This is a genomic window from Nocardia sp. NPDC050793 (assembly GCF_040654065.1).
Lineage (GTDB): Bacteria > Actinomycetota > Actinomycetes > Mycobacteriales > Mycobacteriaceae > Nocardia.
Map to the genome: position 1 here is coordinate 340,623 of NZ_JBFAHG010000002.1, position 22,106 is coordinate 362,728.

A 22,106-nucleotide genomic window follows, 5' to 3' on the forward strand; every position below is an offset into this window, starting at 1 on the left:
AGCACGCGACCGACCCAGGAGGAACAGTGACTTCTACATCCAGCATCGCCCGCCCGTCCACCGAAGTGACGGCATGGCTACGCGCCGCCGCGCGCCCCGTGGCCGACACCGAGCCGGACTACGCGGGAAAGGATCTCGACGAGCTCGTCGAGACGCTCGGATCGGCGACGATCGTCGGGCTCGGCGAGTCGACCAGGTTCTCGCGGCAGACCTACGGCCTGCGGGAACGACTCTTCCGCGCCCTGGTCGGCGGGCACGGCTTCCGCGGGCTCGCGATTCAGGACAGCGCGCGCTCCGGCGAGCGCATCGACGAGTACGTCCGCACCGGGGCGGGCGATCCGGAAGCCGCGCTGGCCGAAGCGTGGCGACCGCTGCGGACCACCGAGATGGTGGAAACGCTGGCCTGGATCCGGCTGTTCAACGAGCGGCACCCGGACGACCCGATCCGCGTCTTCGGCGTCGAACCGCCGCGCGCCGAACCCTCCGACTACGACGCGGTGCTGGACTACCTGCGCCAGGCCGCGCCGGACCGGCTGGCGCACGCCGAATCCCATCTGAACCCGATCCGCACCGCGCACCGAATCGACGAGCACGTCCAGCGCCACCAGGGCATCCACCCCGGACGCCCGTTCGCCGAGCACGCTCGCGACGCGCTGGCCCTGCTCGACGGACTGCCCGACACCGCGGAGCACCGTCAGGCCCGCGCCCACGCGCGGCTGATCGCCGACTTCCACGAGCAGAGCGTCGCTGGGCAGGGCGGCTTCGCCCGCGACGAACGGCCTTCCGCCGAACGCGTCATCGAATGGCAGCGAGCGACCGGTGTGAAGATCGCGTACTGGGACGGCATCGCCCACGTCAGTGCCCAGGCGCTGGGCGTCGGCTCGGCCGCGGGCGAGTTCCGCGGAACGGGCTCCCACCTGCGCGACCACTTCGGCACGGACTACGTCGCGGTGGCCATCGGCTTCCACCACGGTGACCTCGGCATGGCTCAGGCGCCGCGGCCGCGACCGGAGCTGGTCGACGCGGCGCTCGGCGAGGTCGACCTGGCCGCGTTCTTCGTCGACTTGCGCACGGCGGCAACGGAATCGGTGGACTCGTGGCGTCGCGCGCCGGCCGAGCTGCGCACCATCAGCGGGATCTACGACCCGAGCAAGGACGCCGAAGCGCACCTCACCGTCCCGTCGCTGACGGGGGCGTTCGACGTCCTCGTGCACATCCGGGAAACGTCGCCCGTGCAGTGGCTTCCCATGGTCTCCGAGTGAGCACGGGGCGCGGTGCGTTGCGCTCGGGCACGACACTCGGGTGCACTCCGACACCGCGCCTCCGACGCACTCCAGCACAGTGCCGACCGTTTGCCCGAACGCAACGGTTCCTAGACTCGCCGGTATGGATGCGGCCGATTGGGACGCGCGCTACGCGCAGAGTGAATTGGTCTGGGGCGCACCGCCGAACAGCACCGTGGTGGAGCACGTCTACGGGCTGGACCGGCGCGCACCGCTGCGGCCCGACACCGCCGACGGCGAGGAACCCGGCCTGCCGCGGGCGCTCGACCTGGCCTGCGGCGAGGGCCGCAACGCCGTCTGGCTGGCCACGCACGGCTGGCAGGTGCATGCGGTCGACTATTCGCAAGTCGGCATCGACAAGGGGCGGACCGTGGCCACGCGGCTGTCCCGGTCGGTGCGCGTACGAATCACCTGGCAGTGCGCCGACGTCACCGATCTCGACGCCGCCGGGATCACCGGACCCTACGAGCTGGTGCTGATGGTCTTCCTGCATCTGCCCGCCGCACAGCGCCGCGCCGTGGTGCGCCGGGCCGCGGAGCTGCTCGCACCGGCGGGCACGTTGCTCGTCCTCGGGCACGACACACTGAACCTGACGGAGGGCTTCGGCGGACCGCAGGACCCCTCGATCCTCTTCACCCCCGACGACATCGTCGCCGACCTCGGTTCGGAGTCGGGCCTCGATATCCACATCGCGGACCGAGTGCTGCGCCCCACGGAGGGCCGCGACGCGATCGACGCGCTGGTCATCGCGACCAAACCCGCACCGGAACCCCTGGAAACCGACGCCTCCTCCTGATCCGGCGCAGCGTCACATCGACCGTGATCGACCGGCCGCCCCCAACGACCGACGCACCTACTCCGACCAGCGCCGCAACCACGGCTGCACGGTCGCCGCGATGGTGTCGAATCCGGCGCGGAACGAATGCGGCTGGCCGGGGATCACGCGAACCTCGGCGGCGTCGGCCGCGTCGGGCACGCCGAACGGGTCGCTCGCCCCGTTGATCACCACGACTTCGATGTCACCCGGCGCGAGCAACTCCTCGCGCCGCGATTTCTCCGGCTTACCCGGCGGATGCAGTGGAAAAGAGAGCGCGATCACGCCTCGCGCCCGCGCCGCGACCGCCGTGCGGCAGGCGACCCGCGCCCCGTTGCTGCGCCCGCCGAGGATGACAGGGACGCCGCGAACTTTCTTCCGCAAAGCCGCCACGATCTCCAGCCAGGCTGCATCCTGTTTGTCCGCCGAGCCGGGCGCCCTCCGCCCTGCGACGCGATAGGGCTGCGCTACCCTGGCCACTGCGCCGCCCAACTCCAGCGCCGAATCGCGAACGACCAAAAGATCTTTCGCCTCGACCCCGCCGCCTGCGCCGTGCGTGAGCAGCAGCAGGAACGGCGGCTTGCGCGGCCGGTCGAGCTCGATCTCGGCGGGACCCGCGCTCGTCTCGATCTGCACACCTCACCGTAGCCGCCGCCGGGCGGAGAGCACAGATGCCGCGCTCAGGGGCTGTTTATCGCGTCACATTGGCCGCCGCCGTCTTTGCCTGCCCCTTACCGACCGGTAATATGGCGCATAAGTTACCCGCGAGTAGCATGCGGAAAACCGGAAGACTACCCGGTGACGACAACGGGCGGGAACGGCAACCAAACCGACCGCACCAACTCAACGGAGAGTGAGTACAGACAATGGGTCACTACAAGAGCAACGTCCGCGACCTGGAGTTCAACCTCTTCGAGGTCCTCGGACTCGGCACCCTGCTCGACGCGGGCGCCTACGGCGACCTGGACAGCGACACCGTCAAGGAGATGCTCAACGAGGTGCGTCGCCTGGCCGAGGGTCCGCTGGCCGAGTCGTTCGTCGAGGGCGACCGCAACCCGCCGACCTTCGACCCCGAGACTCACGTCGTCACCCTGCCGGAAGCGTTCAAGAAGTCCTACCGCGCCCTCGAAGAGGGTGAGTGGATGAAGGTCGGCGTCCGCGAGGAGCTGGGCGGCCTCGGCGCGCCCGCCAGCGTCGTCTGGGCACTGAGCGAAATGATCCTCGGCGCCAACCCGCCCGCTCAGATGTACGGCGCGGGCCCGGGCTTCGCGCAGGTGTTCTACAACAACGGCACCGACGAGCAGAAGAAGTGGGCCCAGATCATCGCCGAGCGCAACTGGGGCGCCACCATGGTGCTGACCGAGCCGGACGCCGGCTCCGACGTCGGCGCGGGCCGCACCAAGGCGATCAAGCAGGAAGACGGCACCTGGCACATCGAGGGCGTCAAGCGCTTCATCACCTCGGGTGACTCCGACGACCTGTTCGAGAACATCATGCACCTGGTGCTGGCTCGCCCCGAGGGCGCAGGCCCGGGCACCAAGGGCCTGTCGCTGTTCTACGTGCCGAAGTACCACTTCGACTTCGAGACCCAGACCCTGGGTGACCGCAACGGTGTGTTCGTCACCAACGTCGAGCACAAGATGGGCATCAAGGTCTCGGCCACCTGTGAGGTCACCTTCGGCGGCCACGGCGTGCCCGCCAAGGGCTGGCTGGTCGGCGAGGTGCACAACGGCATCGCGCAGATGTTCGACGTCATCGAGAACGCCCGCATGATGGTCGGCACCAAGGCCATCGCGACCCTGTCGACCGGTTACCTGAACGCCCTCGACTACGCCAAGCAGCGCGTGCAGGGTGCGGACCTGACCCAGATGACCGACAAGGCGGCGCCGCGCGTCACCATCACCCACCACCCGGACGTGCGTCGTTCGCTGGCCCTGCAGAAGGCGTACGCCGAGGGCCTGCGCGCCATCTACCTCTACACCGCCGCGCACCAGAACGCCGACGTGGCGAACCTGGTCTCCGGCGCCGACGCGGACGTGGCCTTCCGGGTCAACGACCTGCTGCTGCCGATCGTCAAGGGTGTCGGTTCCGAGCGGGCCTACCAGTACCTGACCGAATCGCTGCAGACCTTCGGTGGCTCCGGCTTCCTGCAGGACTACCCGGTCGAGCAGTACATCCGCGACGCGAAGATCGACTCGCTGTACGAGGGCACCACCGCCATCCAGGCGCAGGACTTCTTCTTCCGCAAGATCGCTCGTGACCGCGGTGTCGCGCTGGCTCACGTGGCGGGCCAGGTGCAGAAGTTCATCGACTCGGAGGCGGGCAACGGCCGCCTGAAGGGCGAGCGCAAGCTGCTTGCCACCGCGCTCGAGGACGTCCAGGCCATGGCGGCCACCCTGACCGGCCACCTGATGGGCGCTCAGGAGCAGCCGGCCGAGCTGTACAAGGTCGGCCTCGGTTCGGTGCGCTTCCTGCTCGCCGTCGGTGATCTGCTCATCGGTTGGCAGCTGCTGCGCCAGGCCGAGGTCGCCATCGCGGCGCTCGACGCGGGCGCCGCCGGCTCGGATGTGGCCTTCTACAACGGCAAGATCGGTGTCGCGCAGTTCTTCGCGCGCAACGTCCTGCCCGAGCTGACCGCCACCCGCGCCGTCCTGGCCAACCTGGACAACGACATCATGGAGCTGGACGAGGCCGCCTTCTAAGGTCTCGCCGACACCGTCGAAACACCGCGAGAGCGGCCCGGATTCGTCCGGGCCGCTCTTTCGCGTCAGGGACGTGTCGGGTCACACAACGTCATTCACGCCCGAAACCAGATCGGGCATGCACAATGTTCGAGGCAGACCGCGCCACAGAAGGGATCCGTCCGGATGAACCGATCGCTGTCCGCACTCGCCAAAGCCGGGGCCATCGCCGCGGCCTGCACGGTCGTGCTTGCAGGCCCCGCCGCCGCCGACCCGAACAACGTGAATCCCATTCCGGTGCTCAACGGCTGGCGTGGACTACCGCAGCTGCCCGGCCCGACCAAGGCGGTCTTCCAGATGACCGGCATGGACAGCCCGAACCGCACGCAGAACGTGAACTTGCTCGGCACCGACCTCGGCATCATGTGGGACGACGGCAGCGGCCGGATGATCACCGCCTTCGGCGACAGCGCCGGGCTCGGAATCCCGAACCTGCTCGCGGGCAGCATGTGGGCCTGGACCTCGAACGTGCTGTTCCGTAGCACAACCAAGGATCCGTCCCGTGGCATCTTCTTCGACAGCGTCGTCCCGAATCCGCTGCCCAGCCCCAAGATTCCCGGCATCGAGATCAGTCTCATCCCGACAGCGGGCATTTCGGTGGGCGGCGTGCAGTACATGAGCCTGATGTCGGTGCGAGAGTGGGGTGATCACGGCAAGTGGAACACCAATTTCTCCACCCTCGCCGCCTCCCGTGACGGCGGTCAGACCTGGGCGCCGCTCACCAACACCCGCCGCGCGAATGTGGACGGGCACGAGCGCTTCCAGCAGAACGCCTTCCTGAAGCACGGCGGCTACGTCTACCGCTACGGCACCGCCGCGGGCCGCAACAACCCCGGGTTCGTCTCGCGAACAAGGGAAGCCGATATCGCCGATATCGACTCCTACGAGTACTGGGACGGCGGCGCGTGGAAGCCGAACGATCCCATCGCCTCGGCGCCGATCGTGGACGGCGTGGCCGAGCTTTCGGTGATGTGGAACGACCACCTCGGACAATTCGTCATGCTCACCACGGATCCGGCGAATTCCGTTGTGCTGCGGACGGCTTCGTCGCCGCAGGGCCCATGGAGCGCGCCGCGGGTGCTGATCGAGGCCCCGTCGCTGCCGACCGCGTACGCGCCGATGATCTTCCCGTATCAGACCGGGTCGGATCTGTACTTTCTGCTGACGGTGCACACGCAGTACAACGTGGTGCTCATGAAGACGCCGCTGTAAGGGACCGAAACGGCGAGAGCGGCCCGGGTTTTCCCGAGCCGCTCTCGTCACAGGGAAACGCTCGCGTGACTGCCTGCGGCGCAGTCGATTTCGCGCGGCCAGTTGCCCAGCCGAATCTGCCCGCCGCGGTCGGGGTCCTGCCGCGCCGACTCCGAGAAGGCAGCGACTAGCGACCGCTGGAACCGGTGCCGATCAGGTTGCCGAGGCCGACGAGCAGGTTGGAGGAACCGGCGCTCCAGCCGTCCAGCCAGGGGTTGACGTAGCCGTCCGCGACCGGAAGCGGCTTCACACCGCCGGAGCCGGTGGTCAGCAGCCGGGACAGGCCGGTCGCGAAGTTCGAAGAACCGGCAGCCGAACCGGTCGGAGCCTCACCCGAGGTCGGCAGCGGCTTCACACCGCCCGAACCGGTCGCCAGCAGGTTGGTCAGGCCGGTGGCGAAGTTGGACGAACCGGCGGCCGAACCGGTCGGGGTCTCCGCCGACGCCACACCGGAACCACCAAGGACGATACCGGCGGCGACCACAGCGATGCCGAGCACGCGAATCTTGCTCATGGAATTCTTCTCTTCCTCGAAAGCTCTCGTCGGCAACACACTGCGGCCGACGCGGCTATGTCTATCACGCAAGATTTGCGGGCCACGACGCGACGATGAACGCATCGCAAATGCTCAGTTACGAGTAGTTCACCTTCCGGGGTTCGGACGCGTGAACCGAGACTCGGGTGCCCCTGCCTGGATTTCCGCGCTGAAGTGCGGCGATGGCGGACCTGACGTGACATCGACTCCACGCCGATTGCCAGCTGTTCGGCAAATGCTTCCGCGCAGAAGTGATTTCGTAGGTGCGGATATTCGATCCCGCTGATTCGATGGGTTGTTCAGAGCGGTATCGCGAGTAGTGTTTCAGCTTCCCCGAAACGAAAAAATGCCCCGCCTCGATGAGGCGGGGCGTAGTCGAGCTATTCGCTCACTTCGTCAGGTCGAGGTTCGCCGAACCGGTGATGAGGCTCTCCAGCAGCTTGGTCGTCGACTCCGAGGAACCGGTGTCCGAGGTGGGCTTCGCCCCGGCTTCCCCGCCTGGGAATGACAAAACGCCCCGCCTCCCACCCGGGAGACGGGGCTGCCCCAGCGGCCCGGCGGCCGCTCAGAGTTCCTCTTGCAACGAAGGTGGGATCTCGTAGCGGGCCGCCGGAGGTTCCTGTCCGGGAACGTGCACGCGCAGGAAGCCGCGCAGCTCGTCGATGTGCTGTTGGAGGGCGCGGATCAGGCGGATCGCGTCGCGGAAGCGCTTCTTGTCGTCGACCGCCTGGCTCTCCAGAGTCTCGATCCGCGCACGCAGTTTCGCGACTTCACGCGCCTGCCAGGCGGTGACGGCGCCGATCACCGTGGCCGCGGCGGCGCCGAATGCCTGCACGAATTCCGGACTCAACCAGCTCTGCGCCATTCATCGTCCGCCGTCCTGCCGCCCGACCGGCGTGACCGCAGGTCGAATGACCGCGCCCGCGATCACGGGAGTGAGCAGGCTGTAGATCGTCAGTACCGACTCGATCCACGAGATATCGATCCGATGGCCGACGACGAAGGCGATCACTCCGGTGATCGCGACGAGCACCGAGCGGATCAGCGCGGGCTCGGGAAGTTTGGTGACGGACATCAGATTTTTCCTTCCATGGCGTCGAGCAGGCGGTCGATCTTGAGTTCGAGCGCCTTCAGACGCTGCTCGTTGCGGTAGTCGGCGGCGTCGGAATTGAGCACATAGCCGGCCACCGTGTCCCGGTACTCGGAATCGGCCACCCGAGACTGGAATCCGTACGTGAGCTCGAAGTGCACCCGGCGCAGCTTGTCGAGCAACTCGCGCTGCTCCAAATCGGAAAGTGCCAACAGCACATCGCCTTTCAATCTTTCCGCGACATCGGCGCGGAATTGGTCCATATCCATACCGCCGGGATCCCACTTGCCTTGTTTGGATCCGGCCCATTCCTTGTGGCCGATCACCCGATCAGCCCCGTGGCCTAGCCGACGCAGAATCGCCGCGCAGCAGCCCACATACGCGTCGTATTGCTCGCGCGACCAGCCCTCGGTGCCGTTGTTCACGGCTTCGATGCCGATGGTGTGGAAGTTCGCGTCGTCCTCGGGCAGCCCCGGCCAGCGCCCGACCCCGGCATGCCAGGCCACACCCGCGGCGACGACCGTGACGGTGCCGTCCCTGTCGAGGTGCAATTGCGACAACGGCCCCTCCAAATGCGCGAACCCGTAGGCGATTTCGGTCGACGGCGTGTTGGAACCGCCGGTGTGATGAGCGATGACGCCCCAGATCTCGCCGAAATCGCCGTGCCCGCGCTCGCGCCAGCCGGGAAATTCGACGACTCGCAAGCCCTCCTCGCGGAGAACATCCGCCAACCAGACGGGATCGCCGGTCCATGCCATGGCCGTCCTGCCTTTCCAATCGAAATTGCTGTGCGAGCGCGATATTCGCGCCCGCGAAGGCGTCGGCGACCCAGCACGCCGACGCCTTCGCGGCATGCTCGCTACGAGCCCGAGTTCGGCGGGAAGGCGTCGTACATGCTCTTCTTCCACCACAGGAGGTAGTTGGTGTTCATGAACGGGATCGCGCCCTGGAGACCGGATTCGACGTATTCGAACTCACTGGGTTCGCTTCCCGGCGACGTCGGATTGGTCCGCGAACCCTCGCGGATCAGATACCGCTCGACACCGAACGTGAAGTCCTCGGTACGCCAATAGGTGGCGATGCCGCTCGGAACACCGCCGCCACCACCACCAACGACGACCCCGCCGCCCGGCTCGGCCCACACGAGCTCGCCACCCGCGGGCACCTCGATGCTGCTCCACTCGGTGTTCGGGATAATGAGGATGCGAACAATTCTTGTCATGGAACAACTCCCATGATCAGGGCAGGTGCGAAACGCTCCCTGCCGAACTCACCACCGCGCGGTCGCGCGTGGTGCTTCGTCGGCGCACCCGTTCCACCGCAAATGGCGGTGCTTCGGGGCCATGCCGCTGAAGTCGTAGATGTCGCCCTGGGCGATGCCCGCCCGGGACTTCTCTCACGGTCGGCCGGCTCGAGGCCGCTGACCTCTCTCCGCGGTTCGCCGCGGAGACAATTGGTTCGTGATGCGTCGGCAGCCTTCGAGCGGCCGAGTTGAGGGATATGCGACGGCGCGGCCAATTCACCCGGAGCCCGAGGAACAGGCACATTCGGTGCAACCGATCACGGTGCCGATCCGGCTCCCCCTGGTCGAGGCGTGGCCGGAAAACAGCAGACGACACGATTCGCTCAGCGCCACATCCCCGAGTCTTCGCAGTTCGCGGCTGTGACGTTGCGCAATGGGTGGTATGTCGTGATCGACTACAAATCGAACCGTACGGCTGGCTTCGAAGACAGCTGTACTACAACAGCTTTCGACCTGCATGACCCAGCCGGATGTGGTCGGCCGCGACGGATTGTCCTACGGGTCCATCAGCTGGGCCGCCGGTGACGTTGACCGGACACCTCACCCGAGTTGTCGAGCGATCCAGTCCGGAAGCTGCGCGCCCCAGCCACGTGCCGCCGCCCGCCTCGCAGGACACCCGCTTGTGTTCGGTCTGCAAGTCCAACAACAATTTTGATAGGTGCAGGTTGTCCAACGACCCATCGGCCCGCTCGACTTGCACACCCGCAGCACCGTCGTCGCCGACCAGGGACACCCTCAGCGCCGCGAAGTTGCATCGTACTGTGATGGTGGCGTCATACAGACCGTAGATCCACGTCGACCAACCGTAGCCAACGGAGCTCTTTCGACTCCGCTGTCGGTCGCCTCGATATCCTGGACGGAGTAGACGAGCGCCATGTTTGCGGCCTCGACAGCGAGCCGAACCCCATCCAATCCAGGCAGTTGAAGAAATCCTGGTCGATAAATGAATTTTTCAACCGAAGATCGGTGCGCGGTGTGGCGGGGGGATCAACCCTGAGCACTACCGATGCGCTCCCTGACCCACACCGGCACTTCACCTGCTTCCCGCGGGTACATCGCCAACTCCTCGCGCAGATTGTCGTCCGTCGGCTGTGGCATCCACTCCGGAACGTCCGAGTTGGAAAATTGCGATCTGTAGATGTCCTCACCATTGATCAGGATTTGTCCGCTGATCCAGGTGCCGAGCCGGGAATCGGAGAAAGCACGCTTGTGTTCGGAGAGCAGCGCCAACAAGCCTTCGGAAGCTTGAACATTGACAATCGAACCGTCGTGACGCTCGACTTGAATACCGGCTGCTCCATCTCGCCCCATCAGAGTCACCCACATCAGTGCGATCTTCCATTCGGACCCCATCAGCCGGACGGACTCGTCGACCAGAGCTCTCTCAATTACTTCGATACCGAGGTCTTCCGAAGCAATGGATTCCCATGCCGCTCGGATGCCCTCCGTGGAAAGCTCATCGTTCACCCGTCCAATCAAACGAAGAACAGCTGCAGATGGATGCGTGCGACTGTACAGAACAATGTCGATACCGTTGACATTCTCGACACCGTTTTCGCGCGCGAGATGGTGCGCATGACCCGACCGGGCCGCATGTATGTACGAGTTGATCTTGTTGCGGAAGTCTTCATCTAAAACGTGCGAATCTTCGGGCCGATAGGGTCGTTCTTCGGACATGGCCAACACGAGCCGGCCCTCGGGGCTCACAAAGATTTGATCGATCCGATTATATTCGCTAACGCTCACGAACTTCCCTTCAGTACCAAACGGCAATCAACGGACTGGATTAGCGCACATGAGTGAGTGGAGCCCAGCCCTCCAGCGACTCGGACACATGCCCGAGCGGGAGTCTCACTGTCCGGACAGCTGGAGGCCGCGAGTTTATTCCACAAATCATCGACAACCGGCGGAGGCAACCGCGCGGTGCGGAACGCGCGTTTCAAGGCTGAAGAGCAAGCCTATGTATGGTCGGCAGTAACCCGGTTCATCGCCCCCGCGCACGCGCGTAACCTGGAAACTGCTGCCCCAGTGCGACATCGAATGCCGCCGCCTGTTCAAAGGAATCCCAAGCATGGAACTGGCTTTGATCGAGGTACCAACCCATAAGGGACGCAGCGTCTTCGACCCTGTCCGCGAGAACACTCAGAATGACACAGCCCCGAAGGCGCATCGGCTCCGGATTGACTTTGTCGAAATCCATTGGATGAGATGCTCTCGCCAGCACTGACAGTTTATCCACACTACTCCGCTGTTCGAACCAGCGGTATACTGGACCACGAACGAACCTCATGAACTGATTCACGGCGTAATCGAGATCAACCTCGTGGGACAGCGAAATTTTCCGAGACGCATCGAGGGGATTATCAAAATACCCGAATGGGATCGAATCGATCTCACCTCCGCTGAATGCCCCAACGGAGGAGTTCAGATCCCGACATGCCTCGAGCACCTCTTCAACGACCTGAGCGACTATGAAGGCGCGCCCACCAATTCGAAGTTCCCCCCGGTTGCCGCAGTCCACATGGGCCATGACCCCCGATGTCATACAACGGATACCACTGTCGGAAGCCGCGAACCATACTCTTCTCCATGCGGGTGACCGGGTGCCGGGCTCGGCCTCGCCTTCACCGTCGAGCGGGGGAACCGGAGCGAATCCCTCACCTGCAAGCCGATCGGTCAACCTCTGGATGAATTGAGTCATCAGCGTGGCTCGAGCACCCACTTGCATCCTCCTTGGTACAGATGTCGAGTTCACTCTAGAGCAGACCTGGATCACTGCGGGCGCTGCCCATGATCCGATCAGATCCGCAGATGCGCACCGTATGCCAGGACTCTCGACGACTCGATATGGTCACCAACGGCGCCCTCTCTCGACAGGTCTATGTTTATTGACAACGACTGATTCTGTACCCGAAAAACTGATGGCCGTCGAAAAGGCCGGGAGATGGATTCAACATGCGGGTCGGACATCATTTCCTGCAGTCCTAGATATGCCGGGGCGGCCTGCGATCGCGCCATCCCGGAGAGATCTAGGGGTGAGCTGATGTCGTGCGGCGTCGCTCGACCAGAGATCGGAATCGGCAAATCGGGAAGCAACAACCCCAATTCCGGGACAAATGCTGAAAGCAACGTATCTTGCAGGAATTGCTGGTCGCCAGGCATCGTCCGAGCCCACTCGATAGCTTGCCTCCTCGACTGGTAGTAGAAGGCCATCGCCCAGTTTTCAGAGTTTGTGGCACGTTTGGCTGCCTCTCCATTCAATTCGGCGTACGCACTCAGAGCCGAGTCTCTCCATTGCGGATCACTCTTCGTCCCACGTATCAGGTCACCGAACCCCGGATCATTGGCAGCCTGATACACAACCTCATCCGATGGCACCCATTCCTTATTCCATCGGTAGGTCTCGACCCCTTTGACCACCGCATCACTCGGGTTGATGCGGCGGTCGAGTAGCGCGGTTTCGATCGTTTTGTTCGCAGAAACATCGATTTGAAGAACCCGTTCCCCGAGAGCATATTGCGGATACCCGAAAAGCTGGCCGAGTTCATACGTCGAATCATTGAACTTCGATTCGATCAGGATAAGCTTGCCATCAACAGGATCCCGCACAATAAAATCTGGCTTGAAATATCTCGGCGGCCACGTTCCTGGAATCGGAATCTTGGCGTCCTCGCCAGCTGCGATAATATCGTAGCCGTTCAGCTTCAGCCTGGCCCTGGTAAGAGCGTCACCGATAAAACCGCCGATAGGCGATCTTTTCGGATTCCTCGAGAGGTCGAATGTGTTCGGCGGGTGCGTTTGCCCTGCAGAATCGCTCCAAGGAGTATCGTGCGCCGGCTCCATGCCATCCCGATCGCGAGGAGGAGTCATGGCCTCTACCTCAGGCTGAGTGAGCTTGGGCTGCTGCCGCAGCGGCTTGGGCGTGCCGCCCCGAGGACGCCTCCCGTGTGTACCCGGTGCGCGCTCAGGAAGCATGGGGCGTGGCCGGGGTTTGAAGTTGGACGGCACGAGGCCGGGATCGTCAATCGTTGGCCCAGCTATACCGGCGGGATCCACCACACCGCCGCCGGGATACGACTGGGGCGCACTCAGGCCGCTATCGATCTCATTCGCGGAGTCCGGCTTGCCCAACGGCACTGGATCCGGTGTAGCGCCGTTTCGTCCCGCCAGACTTGGCCAAGGCTGGTCGGGTACGGCGGCACGGACTCCTGCTTCGCCGAGGCCTTCGGGGACGCGGACGCCTCTGCCGAGGGCACTCAGGCCCTTTGGGCCTGGGACAAGGAAGGTTCCGATGCCGAAGGCGGCGGTGCCGAGTGTTTCGAGGGGTTTGTCTGGAAACTGGCTCCAGTCGGTGCCGATGACGGCGATCGACAGGTCGTGGTAGAAGTTCAGTGTTGCGTGCTGCTGGTCGAGCTTGCCGTCGGGACTGTAGATCGGATTTCCGTTGGCGTCCTTGAAGGTTCCACTTAGGTAGAGATATTCCTTCGCCAGGTTCTTGCCGGTATCGACGAGGCCGTCGAAGGCTTGCTCCTGCGTCGGCAGATTCAGCGGCACCGATACTTCGTCCCACAACCCGGCCATGGCGCCGAGCCCGACGAGTGCATGGACGCCCGCCTTGTTTCCGCCTTTGGCGATGGGGTTCCAGAAGAAGACGGTGTCGATGACTTTATCGGCGATACCCAGGGTGTCGATGGTGCCAGGGGCGACCTTGGGTTCACCTTCGAGGATGTTGCCGTCGGTGTCGTAGACAGTGACACCGAGGTGCACATCCAGGCGGGTGATCGTCGTCTTGCCTTCGGCATCGGTGGCGATCGTGTCGCGGTACCACTGACCAGGCTTGTTACCGCGGAATTCGTGGGTGATCTTGCCGCTCTCGTCCATGCGGTACAGATGCACACCTTTGTCGGTATCTTCCGTGCGTGTTAGGACCGGCTTGCCCTGACTGTCCGGGGAAACCTGCCATGGCTTGTCGCCCACAAGCTTCCAGCCGTAGCCGTCGCTGTCGATCTGACCGGTGAATGTGCTCACCAGCCCGCCTTTTTCGTCTCGGGCGGTAGCGGAGAACGTCTTGTTGCCGTAGTTGTCGACGTGAACGTTGTCGTAGAGGCCGTTCTGGTTCGCGACACCTATGTCGGTGCCGATCCTGTTGCCCTGCTGGTCATATGAGGCGGTGGCCGTGGTCTTGTAATCGGATGACATTCCGAATTCGTGACTCGGCCCACCCGAGGTCGATGTTCCTGGATTGAAGTGCTGGCCGTAGACCTCGCCATTTTGTGTGTCTTTGCCGGCATATGAGGAGGTGCCGGTGGAATCGTCGTTCCACCGTTGCCACCCGCCCAGTCCGTTGCCCGCAACCCGCGAGTTCGTCTTGCTGCCATCAGGATTGGTAATGACCTGGTCGACAGTCTGACTACCGTTTCCAGGAGGAATCGTGTTCACTACGGTTCGCCCGTCGGGCAGCGTGGTGGTCCACGTATCGCCCTCCTTGCGGCCAGTGGTGTCGGGCAGGCCGTAGATATCTGTCACGGCTCATCGCCTCCTCAAAGGCTTCAGGCGCGCCGAATCCGACTCGAAATGCTGTGAGAGGCAGCCGTTCTCAGATGGGCTGCTGTAGTGCGCAATTCGGCCTGATGATCACGCGGTAAGAACGATTGACCGGCCCTGTGACGAGCCGAAAAGTGGCGTGCTCGTCGGTATGCCACCGACTCCGGGCGTTCTCGGTCCAGCTGATCCCGCCGCTATCGGTTCCGCACGTGGAACGATGGCGGGGAGCCGAGCTCCGGTGTGACCGTTACCGACAGACCGGCAGAATCTGGACGCGGTCATTGGAGACGGCCCATCGCCTCTGATCAGGGGGCGGCTCCGCCGAGCAGACGTCGGCTGCCGAAACTGCGGCGATCGCACAGGTGCGTCATTCGGCAGGCTTGGACGAGAACTGCGGCATGCCGAAGTAGGACAGTGAGTGGTAGCGGGCCGGTCAGGTGATCCGCAGGTAGGTATTCACCGCGTTGATCGTGGCCTGGGAGTATGGGGCCCATCCGCTGCCATCGCTGACCTCGACAGTGAAGCGGTCACCCGCGGCGACGGCGACCGTGGCATTCGCGACAGCCGGATTGGCAGTCGTGCCGGTGGCGATGACCGCACTGTTCTGCTTGAGGCGCACGGCGATCGAGCTCGGGTAGTTTCCCGACGTCCAGGCGACGCTGGCAGCGACAGTGGCAGACGCCTTGGCGCCCTGGGCCACCAAGGCATTGGTATCCACGGCCGAGCCGGGGTAGTTCGTGGTGTCGGCAGTCCAGTTGATCACCTGTACCCAGGAGTTCTGCGTGTTGGGACCGGGCTGGTTCCCGCTCTTGTTCATTCCCGATGGCATGAACCCGGGCACAGCGGTTGCCGCGAGGCTGCCACCACCTGTCAACGGGGCGGAAACCGCTACTGGGGGAAAGGTTTGCACTCCGGTCGCGGTGGCCGTGCCGTGGAACGCCGACACCGCACCGGAATGCGGCACGACGGTGGCCGACAGCTCGCCCGCGCCGCGCGCAATCGCGTTGATTGCGGCCGCACGGCCATCACTACCGAACCCGGCGGAAACGAGCACCTTCGCCGAAAGACCTACCGCGACTTGGGCATGCGCCGAACCACCGCTTTCGAAGTCGACGACACCGGACTGGATCGGGGTGTACTGCGCCACCAATTGTCCTGATGCACTGCTGATTCCCTGTGCGGAGACCGACGCGATGGCCGACGCGAGCAGCGCACCGCCGCCTGTCGCATCCGCACGAATGAACGGCATCACCAAGGGAATGTATTTGCCCGCGATGAATGCTACCGGCGCCGAGGGCAACGCCGAGCTGCTGGCGGGCGACGCCGGGATAGCTGGGGTAGCCGATGGCGACACAGGCAGTCTCGCCGATTTGAATGCAGGGTCCGCCACAGCGACTTCCTTCGAAACGATTGGTATCCAATAATTCGCGTCCCCGGTGCGGCAATTTCCGAGGACCCTCACGCTGGGCCGGCCGAGGCCGGGGGACGAAGACCTCGGGAAACGAAGTGCCGCGCCCGACCATCGGTCGAGCGCGGCACCTAAGGCGGCAAGCGCCGCCCCGATTCGCCCAGGGTCGGGGCTGACTACCCAGAAGTGCTGGAGACAGCTGCCGTGGCGGTACCCAACGCGTAGAACGACGGCAACGCATCGCAGTGCATCGCGGCTTCTGCCGAAAGCTCGCCGATACCGTCGAAGGTGGTATCGGCTGCGACGGCACGGGTGTCGGCGTCGAACCACGCGTTCAGCACCACAGACCCACCGGAACCGATGACCACACGCGCTGTGGGGGACGCGGTGTCACCGAAACCGGAGGCGACCGATTGCGACGACCGCGTCACGGCCGTCAGCAGACCAGCTCCGCTGGAGGCAACCGCTGCTCTCGCGGACGGAGTGGACAGCGCGGCCGGTCCGGCGACGCCCCCGAAGGCCGCGTACACGAAGGCGGGAACGACTGGGACCCGCGCCCCGTCGATGACGGTGACCGGTGTCCTCGGCAGCACCCCCGCGCCAGCCGACGGCGCAGGAACGGAAAGGGCCACTGTCGGCGGTGCGGGCAGAGCCGCCGTGATCACTTGACCTGGTGGTGTCATCGAACTCTCCGATTCGCGCCGGTCAGCTCATGGTGAAGGTGGGGGTGATGAGCAGCGTGCCCTGGGCACCGAGGGTGGTGGAGGCGATGGCGACCTTGTCGATGAAGGTGCCGCCGTTGAGGGCGCTCCACAGACCCGCGTGGGTGTAGGTGCCCGCGGGCAGGTCGATGGTGACCTGGCTGCCGGTGATCTGGCCGTTGGCAGGGGCGGACCAGGTGGTGGCGACCCGCTTGTAGGCGGGAGACCCGCCGGACGCCTCGTTGGCGCCGTTGGTGCCCGGGTCGGCGGTGTGGACCGAGACGTAGACGGTGGTGGCGATGTTCGCGTAGGCGGTGCACAGCGCGTTCTTGGTCGAGGTGACGGCGATAGCCATGGTCGAGCTCCTTGTCGATATGGTGGAAACAGAGATTCATCGAATCCCGAAGGCCGGGAGAGACTTCGGATCTAGGTGCGGATTACGCTGCCCGCGTACCAGGCGTACGTGGTAGCCGGCGAAGTGGGGTAGGTCACCAGCATCGTGTACCGCGAATTGGTCGGGATCTCGTCGCAGGTCGCGGCGGGCACGGTCCAGGTCGCGGTGGTCGAGCCGACGATGGCCGACCATGCGCCGAGCGACGTGCCTCCCGGCGCGGTCAGCACGATGGAAACTTGTGTGCCCTCGGGAAATACGGCTCCATCGGAGGGCTGAATGGTCTGCACGAAGCTGGCGCCGGTGGTCAGTTTCAGCGGCTGGAGGGTGGGCTGATAGCCCAGGTATCCGGGATCGTTCGGTGTGCTCATAGGATTCCTCTGTTTTGTTCGACCTCGTCCAGGAGTTCGCTGGACAGGTTCGGTCAGGGGTTCGGCCTAGCTGCGGCCGATTCGATGCGGATCGCGCACACGGCGGCGCGCCGCAGTCGGGTAGGCGCTTCGGCAGGCGGACTCGACTCAGGAGAAGGAGCTGAGCGTCCCGTCGAAATAGGTGTGAGTACCGGACGGATCGCCGTACATTTGGTTGGTGCCGGCAATGTAATAGCCTGGTGCCCAAACACTTCCCGCGCCTGCGAAAACGACGAACGTCCCCGACACGCGGTAGACCGCGTCTCCGGTGGTTTCACCGCTGTTGCGAACGACCTTCCATTGCCCCTCGGGACTCGGCGCGGACCACAACGAGACGTTGTAGTTGTATCCGGTTCCACAGGGCTGGGACCATTGGGCGCCGACACTCATCACGTACCAGCCGGGTTTGGTGATCTGGATCTGGCCCGAAGGCAGGTTGAGGACGTTGACCTTGTTCGCCTGACGCACGGTGTCGAAGATGCTGCCGTAACGCACACTTCCCGCGCTTTGCGAGACCGACGTCGTGCTCTGGCGATACAGCGACCAGCCGGTGCCGACGACAGGCGGTGACGAGGTATCCGCCGCGGCGAAGGATTCGAGGTCGAAGCCGAAGTACAGGGTTGTGCTCGACCAGGTCGTGCTGACATGGCAGGCGCTGAAGAGCCCGACCCATCGATTGCCCGCGCCGACCGGGGACGTGACAGCCGTGTCCTGGTAGCCGAGGCTGCTGACGCCGTTGACGAGCACCTCGTAGGACGAGCCCGTCGCGGCGACCGTGACCGTATCCCCTGTGCTCAGGGATAGATTCGTCCTCTCGGTCCAGACCGTCACGGTCAACTGACCATTGACCATCGTCGCGCGCTGGAGGGAGAGCTTGCTCGTCCCGACCTGTACCAGTACGAAAGTCGACAGGTCGACAGCCGCACGGATGATGACACCGCTGCCGGTGAAGTATCCGGCCTGATTGGCGCGACCCAGCACCAATGACACCGACTGCGAGTCGGTCATGAGCGGCGTTTTGTACAGTGCGAAATTGCCGCCCGTACCGGTATTTCCGCTCTTTGCGATCCCCGCCTGGTTGTTGACGACGACCATGTCGGGGACGGTGTAACTTCCCTCCGCCCACTTCGCGACCGACCACTTCGTGGTGTCCCAGGTCTCGAAGCTGTCGGTGACCGCCGCCCCGCCCACCTCGCTCTGCGTCCGGTCGGTTTGCAGATTGGCGATCGCCGCCGCGTTGGATGCCGACGTGTTCTGCGCCGCGTTCGCTGTCGACTGTGCGTCGGAGGCATCGGTCTGCGCCGAAGTCGCCGCGTTGAGCGCACGGTTGGTCGCGGAGTTCAGGTTCGCGCCGATGGCGTCCACGCCTGCGAAGGACTGCATGACGTTGGACATGATCGACGCCTGCGCCGACGCCCAGGTGACCTTCTGCAGATTGCGGATCGAGCCCCCGGTGTAGGCGCCAGGAGGAATCTTCTTGTCGGGACTCGTCATCGGTCGCCACCGGACGCGACGCTGTCGGCATCGCCGACCTGCGCGTGGTTGAGGTCCAGCTCGCGCGGATCGACCAGATGCTTGAGCTCACCCGACTCGCGCAACTGCTCGACCAGATGCGCCCGCTCGTCCGGGGTCAACTGGGCCACATCGGGGGCCGATGTCTCCGGCGGCCGCGGCGCGCCCTTCTCGGCCCACTGGCCCGCGCCGTTGAGCCAATGGGTGACGCCACGCGCAGGCGGGATGTATTCCTTGGTCTGCTCGTCGGCGTAGTGTCGAAAACCGAGATCCCAGAGGTGTTTCGACCACTGCCGCAGTACGTCTGGATGCACCAGCAATGGTGAGTTGCGCGGGCCGGGCAACCCGACGAGGGCCCACACGAACGCGTCGTACGGATCGTTGGGATCGCAGTCCTCGTGCAAGGGAATAGGCATAGTTCTCTCCGGCAATAGAAATGAGATTTGGCGAGACCGCCCTGTTCGACCCTCCCGAGCCCGCAGTGCGGCGAGCTCGGCCGGGATTACATCTGGACGGCGAGAGCGTGGATGTCGTCGACGATGTCGGCGACCACCCGCATGGACTTGGCGAACGGCATGTCGTGATCGCGGTCCGAACCGATGGTGATCTGCCAGGCGGGACTGGCCGTGCGCGACCATGCGAGCTCGAGCTCGGTGACCTGGTCGACATAGATCGAGCCCTCTGGCATGCCCTTGACGGTGGAACCGACGCGGTCGCCGAGGAAGAAGTGCCCCTGGCCCTGATCGCCGATCAAGTACGGTTCGCCGTTCGCGACGGTGAACTTGTGCGTGAAGTGGCGTCGCGTCTTCCACAGGCCCTCACCGAGGGTGAGCAGCGAGCCGAGTGTGTACGCGCGATCGGCACTGTTCTCGAAATGCTCGTAGTAGTGCGACCAGCCCGAATTGTTCTCCCGCTGCGGCGATTTGAACTCCATCCAAGCCAACAGCGTGTCGGAGAGCAACGCCATCGCGATGGTGTCCACCACCGCGGTCGTACCGTTGGCGACGCCCGCCAGGATGGGACCGACGAACGGCACCTCGCCGAGTGCACCGGCCGTGACCATACCGACGAACTGGATCGCCGAGGAGATCGCCTCGTTCACGCCGGGCATCGAATGACCGCCTGTGAGGATCTGCACCGCCGACGACGGATTGACCACGAACTGCGACGTCTGGATACCCGTGTGCTCGTTCTGCCGGTACACCACCCACGGATTCGACGGCAGCGTGCCCATCCATCCCGGATTCTTGTACAGCTCAGGCGCATTCAGATCGGGCAGCACGTCCGGGCTGTAGTCGAGCAGGGTGTTGTCGAGCACCTGCATGGTGTGCTGCAGGCCGTCCCACATGTTTCCGCCGGTGCTGGTGCCGGTCCAGAATCCGGACTTGTCGACGATGTCGACCACCAGGCAGCCGTGCCGCAGGTCGGCGCCCGGCCACGGCTCCGGGTCGCCGCGGAGCCAGCGCCGGGTCACAACGGCCAGCTGCGCAGTCTCCAAGGTGCCTGCCGCGGCCTCGTGAAAGTTCCGGAACCGGGAACCGAAGATCGTCCACATCGACGTATCGGAGACGAAGTCACCGGGTTTCACGACCACTGCCCAGTTCGATTGGTCGAGGTTCCCCCAGCTGCTGACGTCCATGGGATCGTCGGGCAGTGTCCACCCCGCGGTTTCCAATCGCAGCAGGTTCAGGTGCAGTGCCGTCTTGAGCACCCACACACCGGGCCCGGCCAGCAGGAACTCGCGCGGGAACTGCACCGCCGCAGGCAGAAACGGATTCGACCAGCAATAGATGTGCTTGAGTTCCTGATAGGAGTGCATGAACAGCAGCTCCACCGTCGTGACGCCGTGGTCGTCGGTCTTGATGACCGCCTTCTCCAATCGGCCGTCCCAGCGCGCGCCGTCCTTGTCGACGGTGATGTGCACGTTCTGCTTCGTGCGGCCGTTGATGTCCACGGCCCACTTGGCCAGGTAGTAGTCGTAAGGCAGCACCAGCAAGCCGGTACCGGACTGGTTGAGCACCCACCGGAAGTCGGCGCTGATCTCCGCGCCGCAGACGCCGCGCAGATTCCAGTCACCGTCCCACAGCCGCACCAGCGGTCGCGCGTAACGCTGCTGCTTGCGAGTCGATTTGGCCAGCTGCGCGTCCGCGTAGAGTCCGGGCAGATCGAGCGCGGTGGTCACTGCAACCCCCACGGACGCGACCAGTTCCGCGGCTGCACGACCATCACCGAAGCGCCGGTCGGCGCGCCGGACACCTTCACGGGAACATCCGTGGCGGGGGTGTACGCGGGCACCGGGTAGAGGAAGCTGACGCCGTTCATCAACGCCCAGATCTGCGAACTATTCGCCGCGACGATCATCTCCTCCATCGGATCGGTGTCGACCGTCAAGTCTTGCCCGGCGTTGGTCATCGGCAGCGTGATGACGCGCGCCTCGTCACGATCGACCGCGCCCCACGAGAAGTCGGGCAGCGTCCATTTGCCCGGCGCCGAGCACACCCACTTCAGCCACATCGGCTGATCGGTCGGGTTGGCGATGCTGACTGTGCCTTGCTGGCTCACGTTCGCGCCCGTGGTGTCGATGGTCGACGTCCACGTGCTCGTCACATCCGACTCCACCCACCAGGGATTGCCTGCGACACAGGTCATCACGACCTTGCCCTGCCGCCTCAGATGCGGATCCTTGTCCGGCTTGAAGTCCGGCTGCTCGGACATCCGCAGCTTCAGCGACCTGGTGCCGTAGTCGGTCGTGATCGTCAGCGTCGCATCCCGGTCATAGGCCCATGCTTTGCGCCACGCGGAGTCAACCGCCTCCCACGACCGCCCCGCTGCTTCGAAGACATTGACCGCGAACACGATGTCGCGCTTGTTGGTCCGGTATCCACCGAACGACGAGCCGATCTGGAACGCCGACTGGTTCCAGATCGTCGTCACCGGAGCGTCGTACAGTCCGCTCGGCGACGTAGCCAAATCCACATCCTCACGACCACTGCCCTGGCCGGCGATCGTCCATGCCGATCCATCGACTCCGGTCACCGTGATCATCGCGGCATTCGACGCCACACCTCACCTCAATTCTCTCGAAAATCTGAAATAGACTCGCCAACAGGCGATCTCGAACCA

At 64.5% G+C, this 22,106-nt stretch carries 23 protein-coding genes; 5 read left to right on the forward strand and 18 right to left on the reverse strand.

Annotation, left to right across the window (positions count from 1 at the left end):
• The first annotated feature begins 26 nt into the window (after positions 1–26).
• Together AB0H50_RS07070 and AB0H50_RS07075 are read left to right on the forward strand one after the other, a co-directional pair.
• Positions 27–1,262: an erythromycin esterase family protein gene (locus AB0H50_RS07070; RefSeq protein WP_357448112.1), complete on the forward strand. Its 1,236-nt coding sequence runs from the start codon at positions 27–29 to the stop codon at positions 1,260–1,262.
• A 124-nt stretch (positions 1,263–1,386) separates the two neighbouring features.
• Entirely contained in the window at positions 1,387–2,079 is a 693-nt protein-coding gene (locus AB0H50_RS07075; RefSeq protein ID WP_357448114.1) for a class I SAM-dependent methyltransferase, read from the forward strand.
• A gap of 57 nt (positions 2,080–2,136) precedes the next feature.
• On the opposite strand, the gene AB0H50_RS07080 is transcribed toward AB0H50_RS07075, so the two are convergent.
• Positions 2,137–2,733, reverse strand: a complete 597-nt coding sequence (locus AB0H50_RS07080) for an alpha/beta family hydrolase (RefSeq protein WP_357448116.1) — start codon at positions 2,731–2,733, stop codon at positions 2,137–2,139.
• Positions 2,734–2,963: 230 nt separating this feature from the next.
• Here AB0H50_RS07080 and AB0H50_RS07085 point away from each other — a divergent pair, with 230 nt between their 5' ends.
• Together AB0H50_RS07085 and AB0H50_RS07090 are read left to right on the forward strand one after the other, a co-directional pair.
• Positions 2,964–4,799, forward strand: coding sequence for an acyl-CoA dehydrogenase (locus AB0H50_RS07085; RefSeq protein WP_357448118.1), 1,836 nt, complete (start codon positions 2,964–2,966; stop codon positions 4,797–4,799).
• A gap of 165 nt (positions 4,800–4,964) precedes the next feature.
• The gene (locus tag AB0H50_RS07090; protein WP_357448120.1) at positions 4,965–6,050 is read left to right on the forward strand and encodes a DUF4185 domain-containing protein; all 1,086 of its coding nucleotides are present in this window, start codon (positions 4,965–4,967) and stop codon (positions 6,048–6,050) included.
• 166 nt (positions 6,051–6,216) lie between these two features.
• Here AB0H50_RS07090 and AB0H50_RS07095 read toward each other — a convergent pair whose 3' ends face one another.
• The 10 genes from AB0H50_RS07095 to AB0H50_RS07140 form a co-directional block, all read right to left on the reverse strand.
• Complete coding sequence (locus AB0H50_RS07095; RefSeq protein WP_357448122.1) at positions 6,217–6,603, reverse strand: hypothetical protein; 387 nt, start codon at positions 6,601–6,603, stop codon at positions 6,217–6,219.
• 409 nt (positions 6,604–7,012) lie between these two features.
• On the reverse strand, positions 7,013–7,135 hold the full coding sequence (locus tag AB0H50_RS07100; RefSeq protein ID WP_357448124.1) for a hypothetical protein: 123 nt from the start codon (positions 7,133–7,135) through the stop codon (positions 7,013–7,015).
• Between the two features lie 54 nt (positions 7,136–7,189).
• Positions 7,190–7,489, reverse strand: a complete 300-nt coding sequence (locus AB0H50_RS07105; RefSeq protein WP_357448126.1) for a hypothetical protein — start codon at positions 7,487–7,489, stop codon at positions 7,190–7,192.
• Positions 7,490–7,699 (reverse strand): hypothetical protein, encoded by a 210-nt coding sequence (locus tag AB0H50_RS07110; RefSeq protein ID WP_357448128.1) that lies wholly within the window; start codon positions 7,697–7,699, stop codon positions 7,490–7,492. It abuts the gene before it with no gap.
• Entirely contained in the window at positions 7,699–8,472 is a 774-nt protein-coding gene (locus AB0H50_RS07115; RefSeq protein WP_357448130.1) for an N-acetylmuramoyl-L-alanine amidase, read from the reverse strand. The genes AB0H50_RS07110 and AB0H50_RS07115 overlap by 1 nt, the downstream gene beginning before the upstream one ends.
• Before the next feature lie 101 nt (positions 8,473–8,573).
• Positions 8,574–8,936: a hypothetical protein gene (locus tag AB0H50_RS07120; protein ID WP_357448132.1), complete on the reverse strand. Its 363-nt coding sequence runs from the start codon at positions 8,934–8,936 to the stop codon at positions 8,574–8,576.
• Between the two features lie 1,068 nt (positions 8,937–10,004).
• Positions 10,005–10,763, reverse strand: coding sequence for a DUF6572 domain-containing protein (locus AB0H50_RS07125; protein ID WP_357448133.1), 759 nt, complete (start codon positions 10,761–10,763; stop codon positions 10,005–10,007).
• A gap of 238 nt (positions 10,764–11,001) precedes the next feature.
• Entirely contained in the window at positions 11,002–11,739 is a 738-nt protein-coding gene (locus tag AB0H50_RS07130; RefSeq protein ID WP_357448135.1) for a hypothetical protein, read from the reverse strand.
• 77 nt (positions 11,740–11,816) lie between these two features.
• Positions 11,817–14,543 carry a hypothetical protein gene (locus AB0H50_RS07135; RefSeq protein ID WP_357448137.1) on the reverse strand — a complete coding sequence of 909 codons (2,727 nt, stop codon included), beginning with the start codon at positions 14,541–14,543 and terminating at the stop codon, positions 11,817–11,819.
• Positions 14,544–14,994: 451 nt separating this feature from the next.
• Positions 14,995–15,813 carry a hypothetical protein gene (locus AB0H50_RS07140; protein WP_357448139.1) on the reverse strand — a complete coding sequence of 273 codons (819 nt, stop codon included), beginning with the start codon at positions 15,811–15,813 and terminating at the stop codon, positions 14,995–14,997.
• Between AB0H50_RS07140 and AB0H50_RS07145 the strand changes: the two genes are divergently transcribed.
• On the forward strand, positions 15,800–15,985 hold the full coding sequence (locus AB0H50_RS07145; RefSeq protein ID WP_357448141.1) for a hypothetical protein: 186 nt from the start codon (positions 15,800–15,802) through the stop codon (positions 15,983–15,985). The two genes, AB0H50_RS07140 and AB0H50_RS07145, sit on opposite strands and share 14 nt — an antisense overlap.
• Positions 15,986–16,145: 160 nt before the next feature.
• Here AB0H50_RS07145 and AB0H50_RS07150 read toward each other — a convergent pair whose 3' ends face one another.
• From AB0H50_RS07150 to AB0H50_RS07180, 7 genes are all read right to left on the reverse strand, one after another.
• Positions 16,146–16,313: a hypothetical protein gene (locus AB0H50_RS07150; protein ID WP_357448143.1), complete on the reverse strand. Its 168-nt coding sequence runs from the start codon at positions 16,311–16,313 to the stop codon at positions 16,146–16,148.
• Between the two features lie 361 nt (positions 16,314–16,674).
• Complete coding sequence (locus tag AB0H50_RS07155; RefSeq protein WP_068058968.1) at positions 16,675–17,025, reverse strand: hypothetical protein; 351 nt, start codon at positions 17,023–17,025, stop codon at positions 16,675–16,677.
• A 71-nt stretch (positions 17,026–17,096) separates the two neighbouring features.
• Positions 17,097–17,432 carry a hypothetical protein gene (locus AB0H50_RS07160; protein ID WP_357448145.1) on the reverse strand — a complete coding sequence of 112 codons (336 nt, stop codon included), beginning with the start codon at positions 17,430–17,432 and terminating at the stop codon, positions 17,097–17,099.
• 147 nt (positions 17,433–17,579) lie between these two features.
• A complete protein-coding gene (locus tag AB0H50_RS07165; protein ID WP_357448147.1) occupies positions 17,580–18,965 on the reverse strand; it encodes a hypothetical protein in 1,386 nt (461 codons plus the stop codon).
• A complete protein-coding gene (locus AB0H50_RS07170) occupies positions 18,962–19,399 on the reverse strand; it encodes a DUF2744 domain-containing protein (RefSeq protein ID WP_357448149.1) in 438 nt (145 codons plus the stop codon). The genes AB0H50_RS07165 and AB0H50_RS07170 overlap by 4 nt, the downstream gene beginning before the upstream one ends.
• 86 nt (positions 19,400–19,485) lie before the next feature.
• Positions 19,486–21,165 (reverse strand): phage tail protein, encoded by a 1,680-nt coding sequence (locus tag AB0H50_RS07175; protein WP_357448151.1) that lies wholly within the window; start codon positions 21,163–21,165, stop codon positions 19,486–19,488.
• Entirely contained in the window at positions 21,162–22,028 is an 867-nt protein-coding gene (locus AB0H50_RS07180; RefSeq protein WP_357448153.1) for a phage tail protein, read from the reverse strand. Before AB0H50_RS07180 ends, AB0H50_RS07175 begins: the two co-directional genes overlap by 4 nt.
• Between the last annotated feature and the right edge of the window lie 78 nt (positions 22,029–22,106).

Coding starts and splice junctions, on each gene's coding strand:
- AB0H50_RS07075 (WP_357448114.1), top strand. CDS start 1,387: ATGGATGCGGCCGATTGGGACGCGCGCTACGCGCAGAGTGAATTGGTC.
- AB0H50_RS07085 (WP_357448118.1), top strand. CDS start 2,964: ATGGGTCACTACAAGAGCAACGTCCGCGACCTGGAGTTCAACCTCTTC.
- AB0H50_RS07090 (WP_357448120.1), top strand. CDS start 4,965: ATGAACCGATCGCTGTCCGCACTCGCCAAAGCCGGGGCCATCGCCGCG.
- AB0H50_RS07095 (WP_357448122.1), bottom strand. CDS start 6,603: ATGAGCAAGATTCGCGTGCTCGGCATCGCTGTGGTCGCCGCCGGTATC.
- AB0H50_RS07105 (WP_357448126.1), bottom strand. CDS start 7,489: ATGGCGCAGAGCTGGTTGAGTCCGGAATTCGTGCAGGCATTCGGCGCC.
- AB0H50_RS07110 (WP_357448128.1), bottom strand. CDS start 7,699: ATGTCCGTCACCAAACTTCCCGAGCCCGCGCTGATCCGCTCGGTGCTC.
- AB0H50_RS07115 (WP_357448130.1), bottom strand. CDS start 8,472: ATGGCATGGACCGGCGATCCCGTCTGGTTGGCGGATGTTCTCCGCGAG.
- AB0H50_RS07120 (WP_357448132.1), bottom strand. CDS start 8,936: ATGACAAGAATTGTTCGCATCCTCATTATCCCGAACACCGAGTGGAGC.
- AB0H50_RS07145 (WP_357448141.1), top strand. CDS start 15,800: ATGAACGGCATCACCAAGGGAATGTATTTGCCCGCGATGAATGCTACC.
- AB0H50_RS07155 (WP_068058968.1), bottom strand. CDS start 17,025: ATGGCTATCGCCGTCACCTCGACCAAGAACGCGCTGTGCACCGCCTAC.
- AB0H50_RS07160 (WP_357448145.1), bottom strand. CDS start 17,432: ATGAGCACACCGAACGATCCCGGATACCTGGGCTATCAGCCCACCCTC.
- AB0H50_RS07165 (WP_357448147.1), bottom strand. CDS start 18,965: ATGACGAGTCCCGACAAGAAGATTCCTCCTGGCGCCTACACCGGGGGC.
- AB0H50_RS07170 (WP_357448149.1), bottom strand. CDS start 19,399: ATGCCTATTCCCTTGCACGAGGACTGCGATCCCAACGATCCGTACGAC.
- AB0H50_RS07180 (WP_357448153.1), bottom strand. CDS start 22,028: ATGATCACGGTGACCGGAGTCGATGGATCGGCATGGACGATCGCCGGC.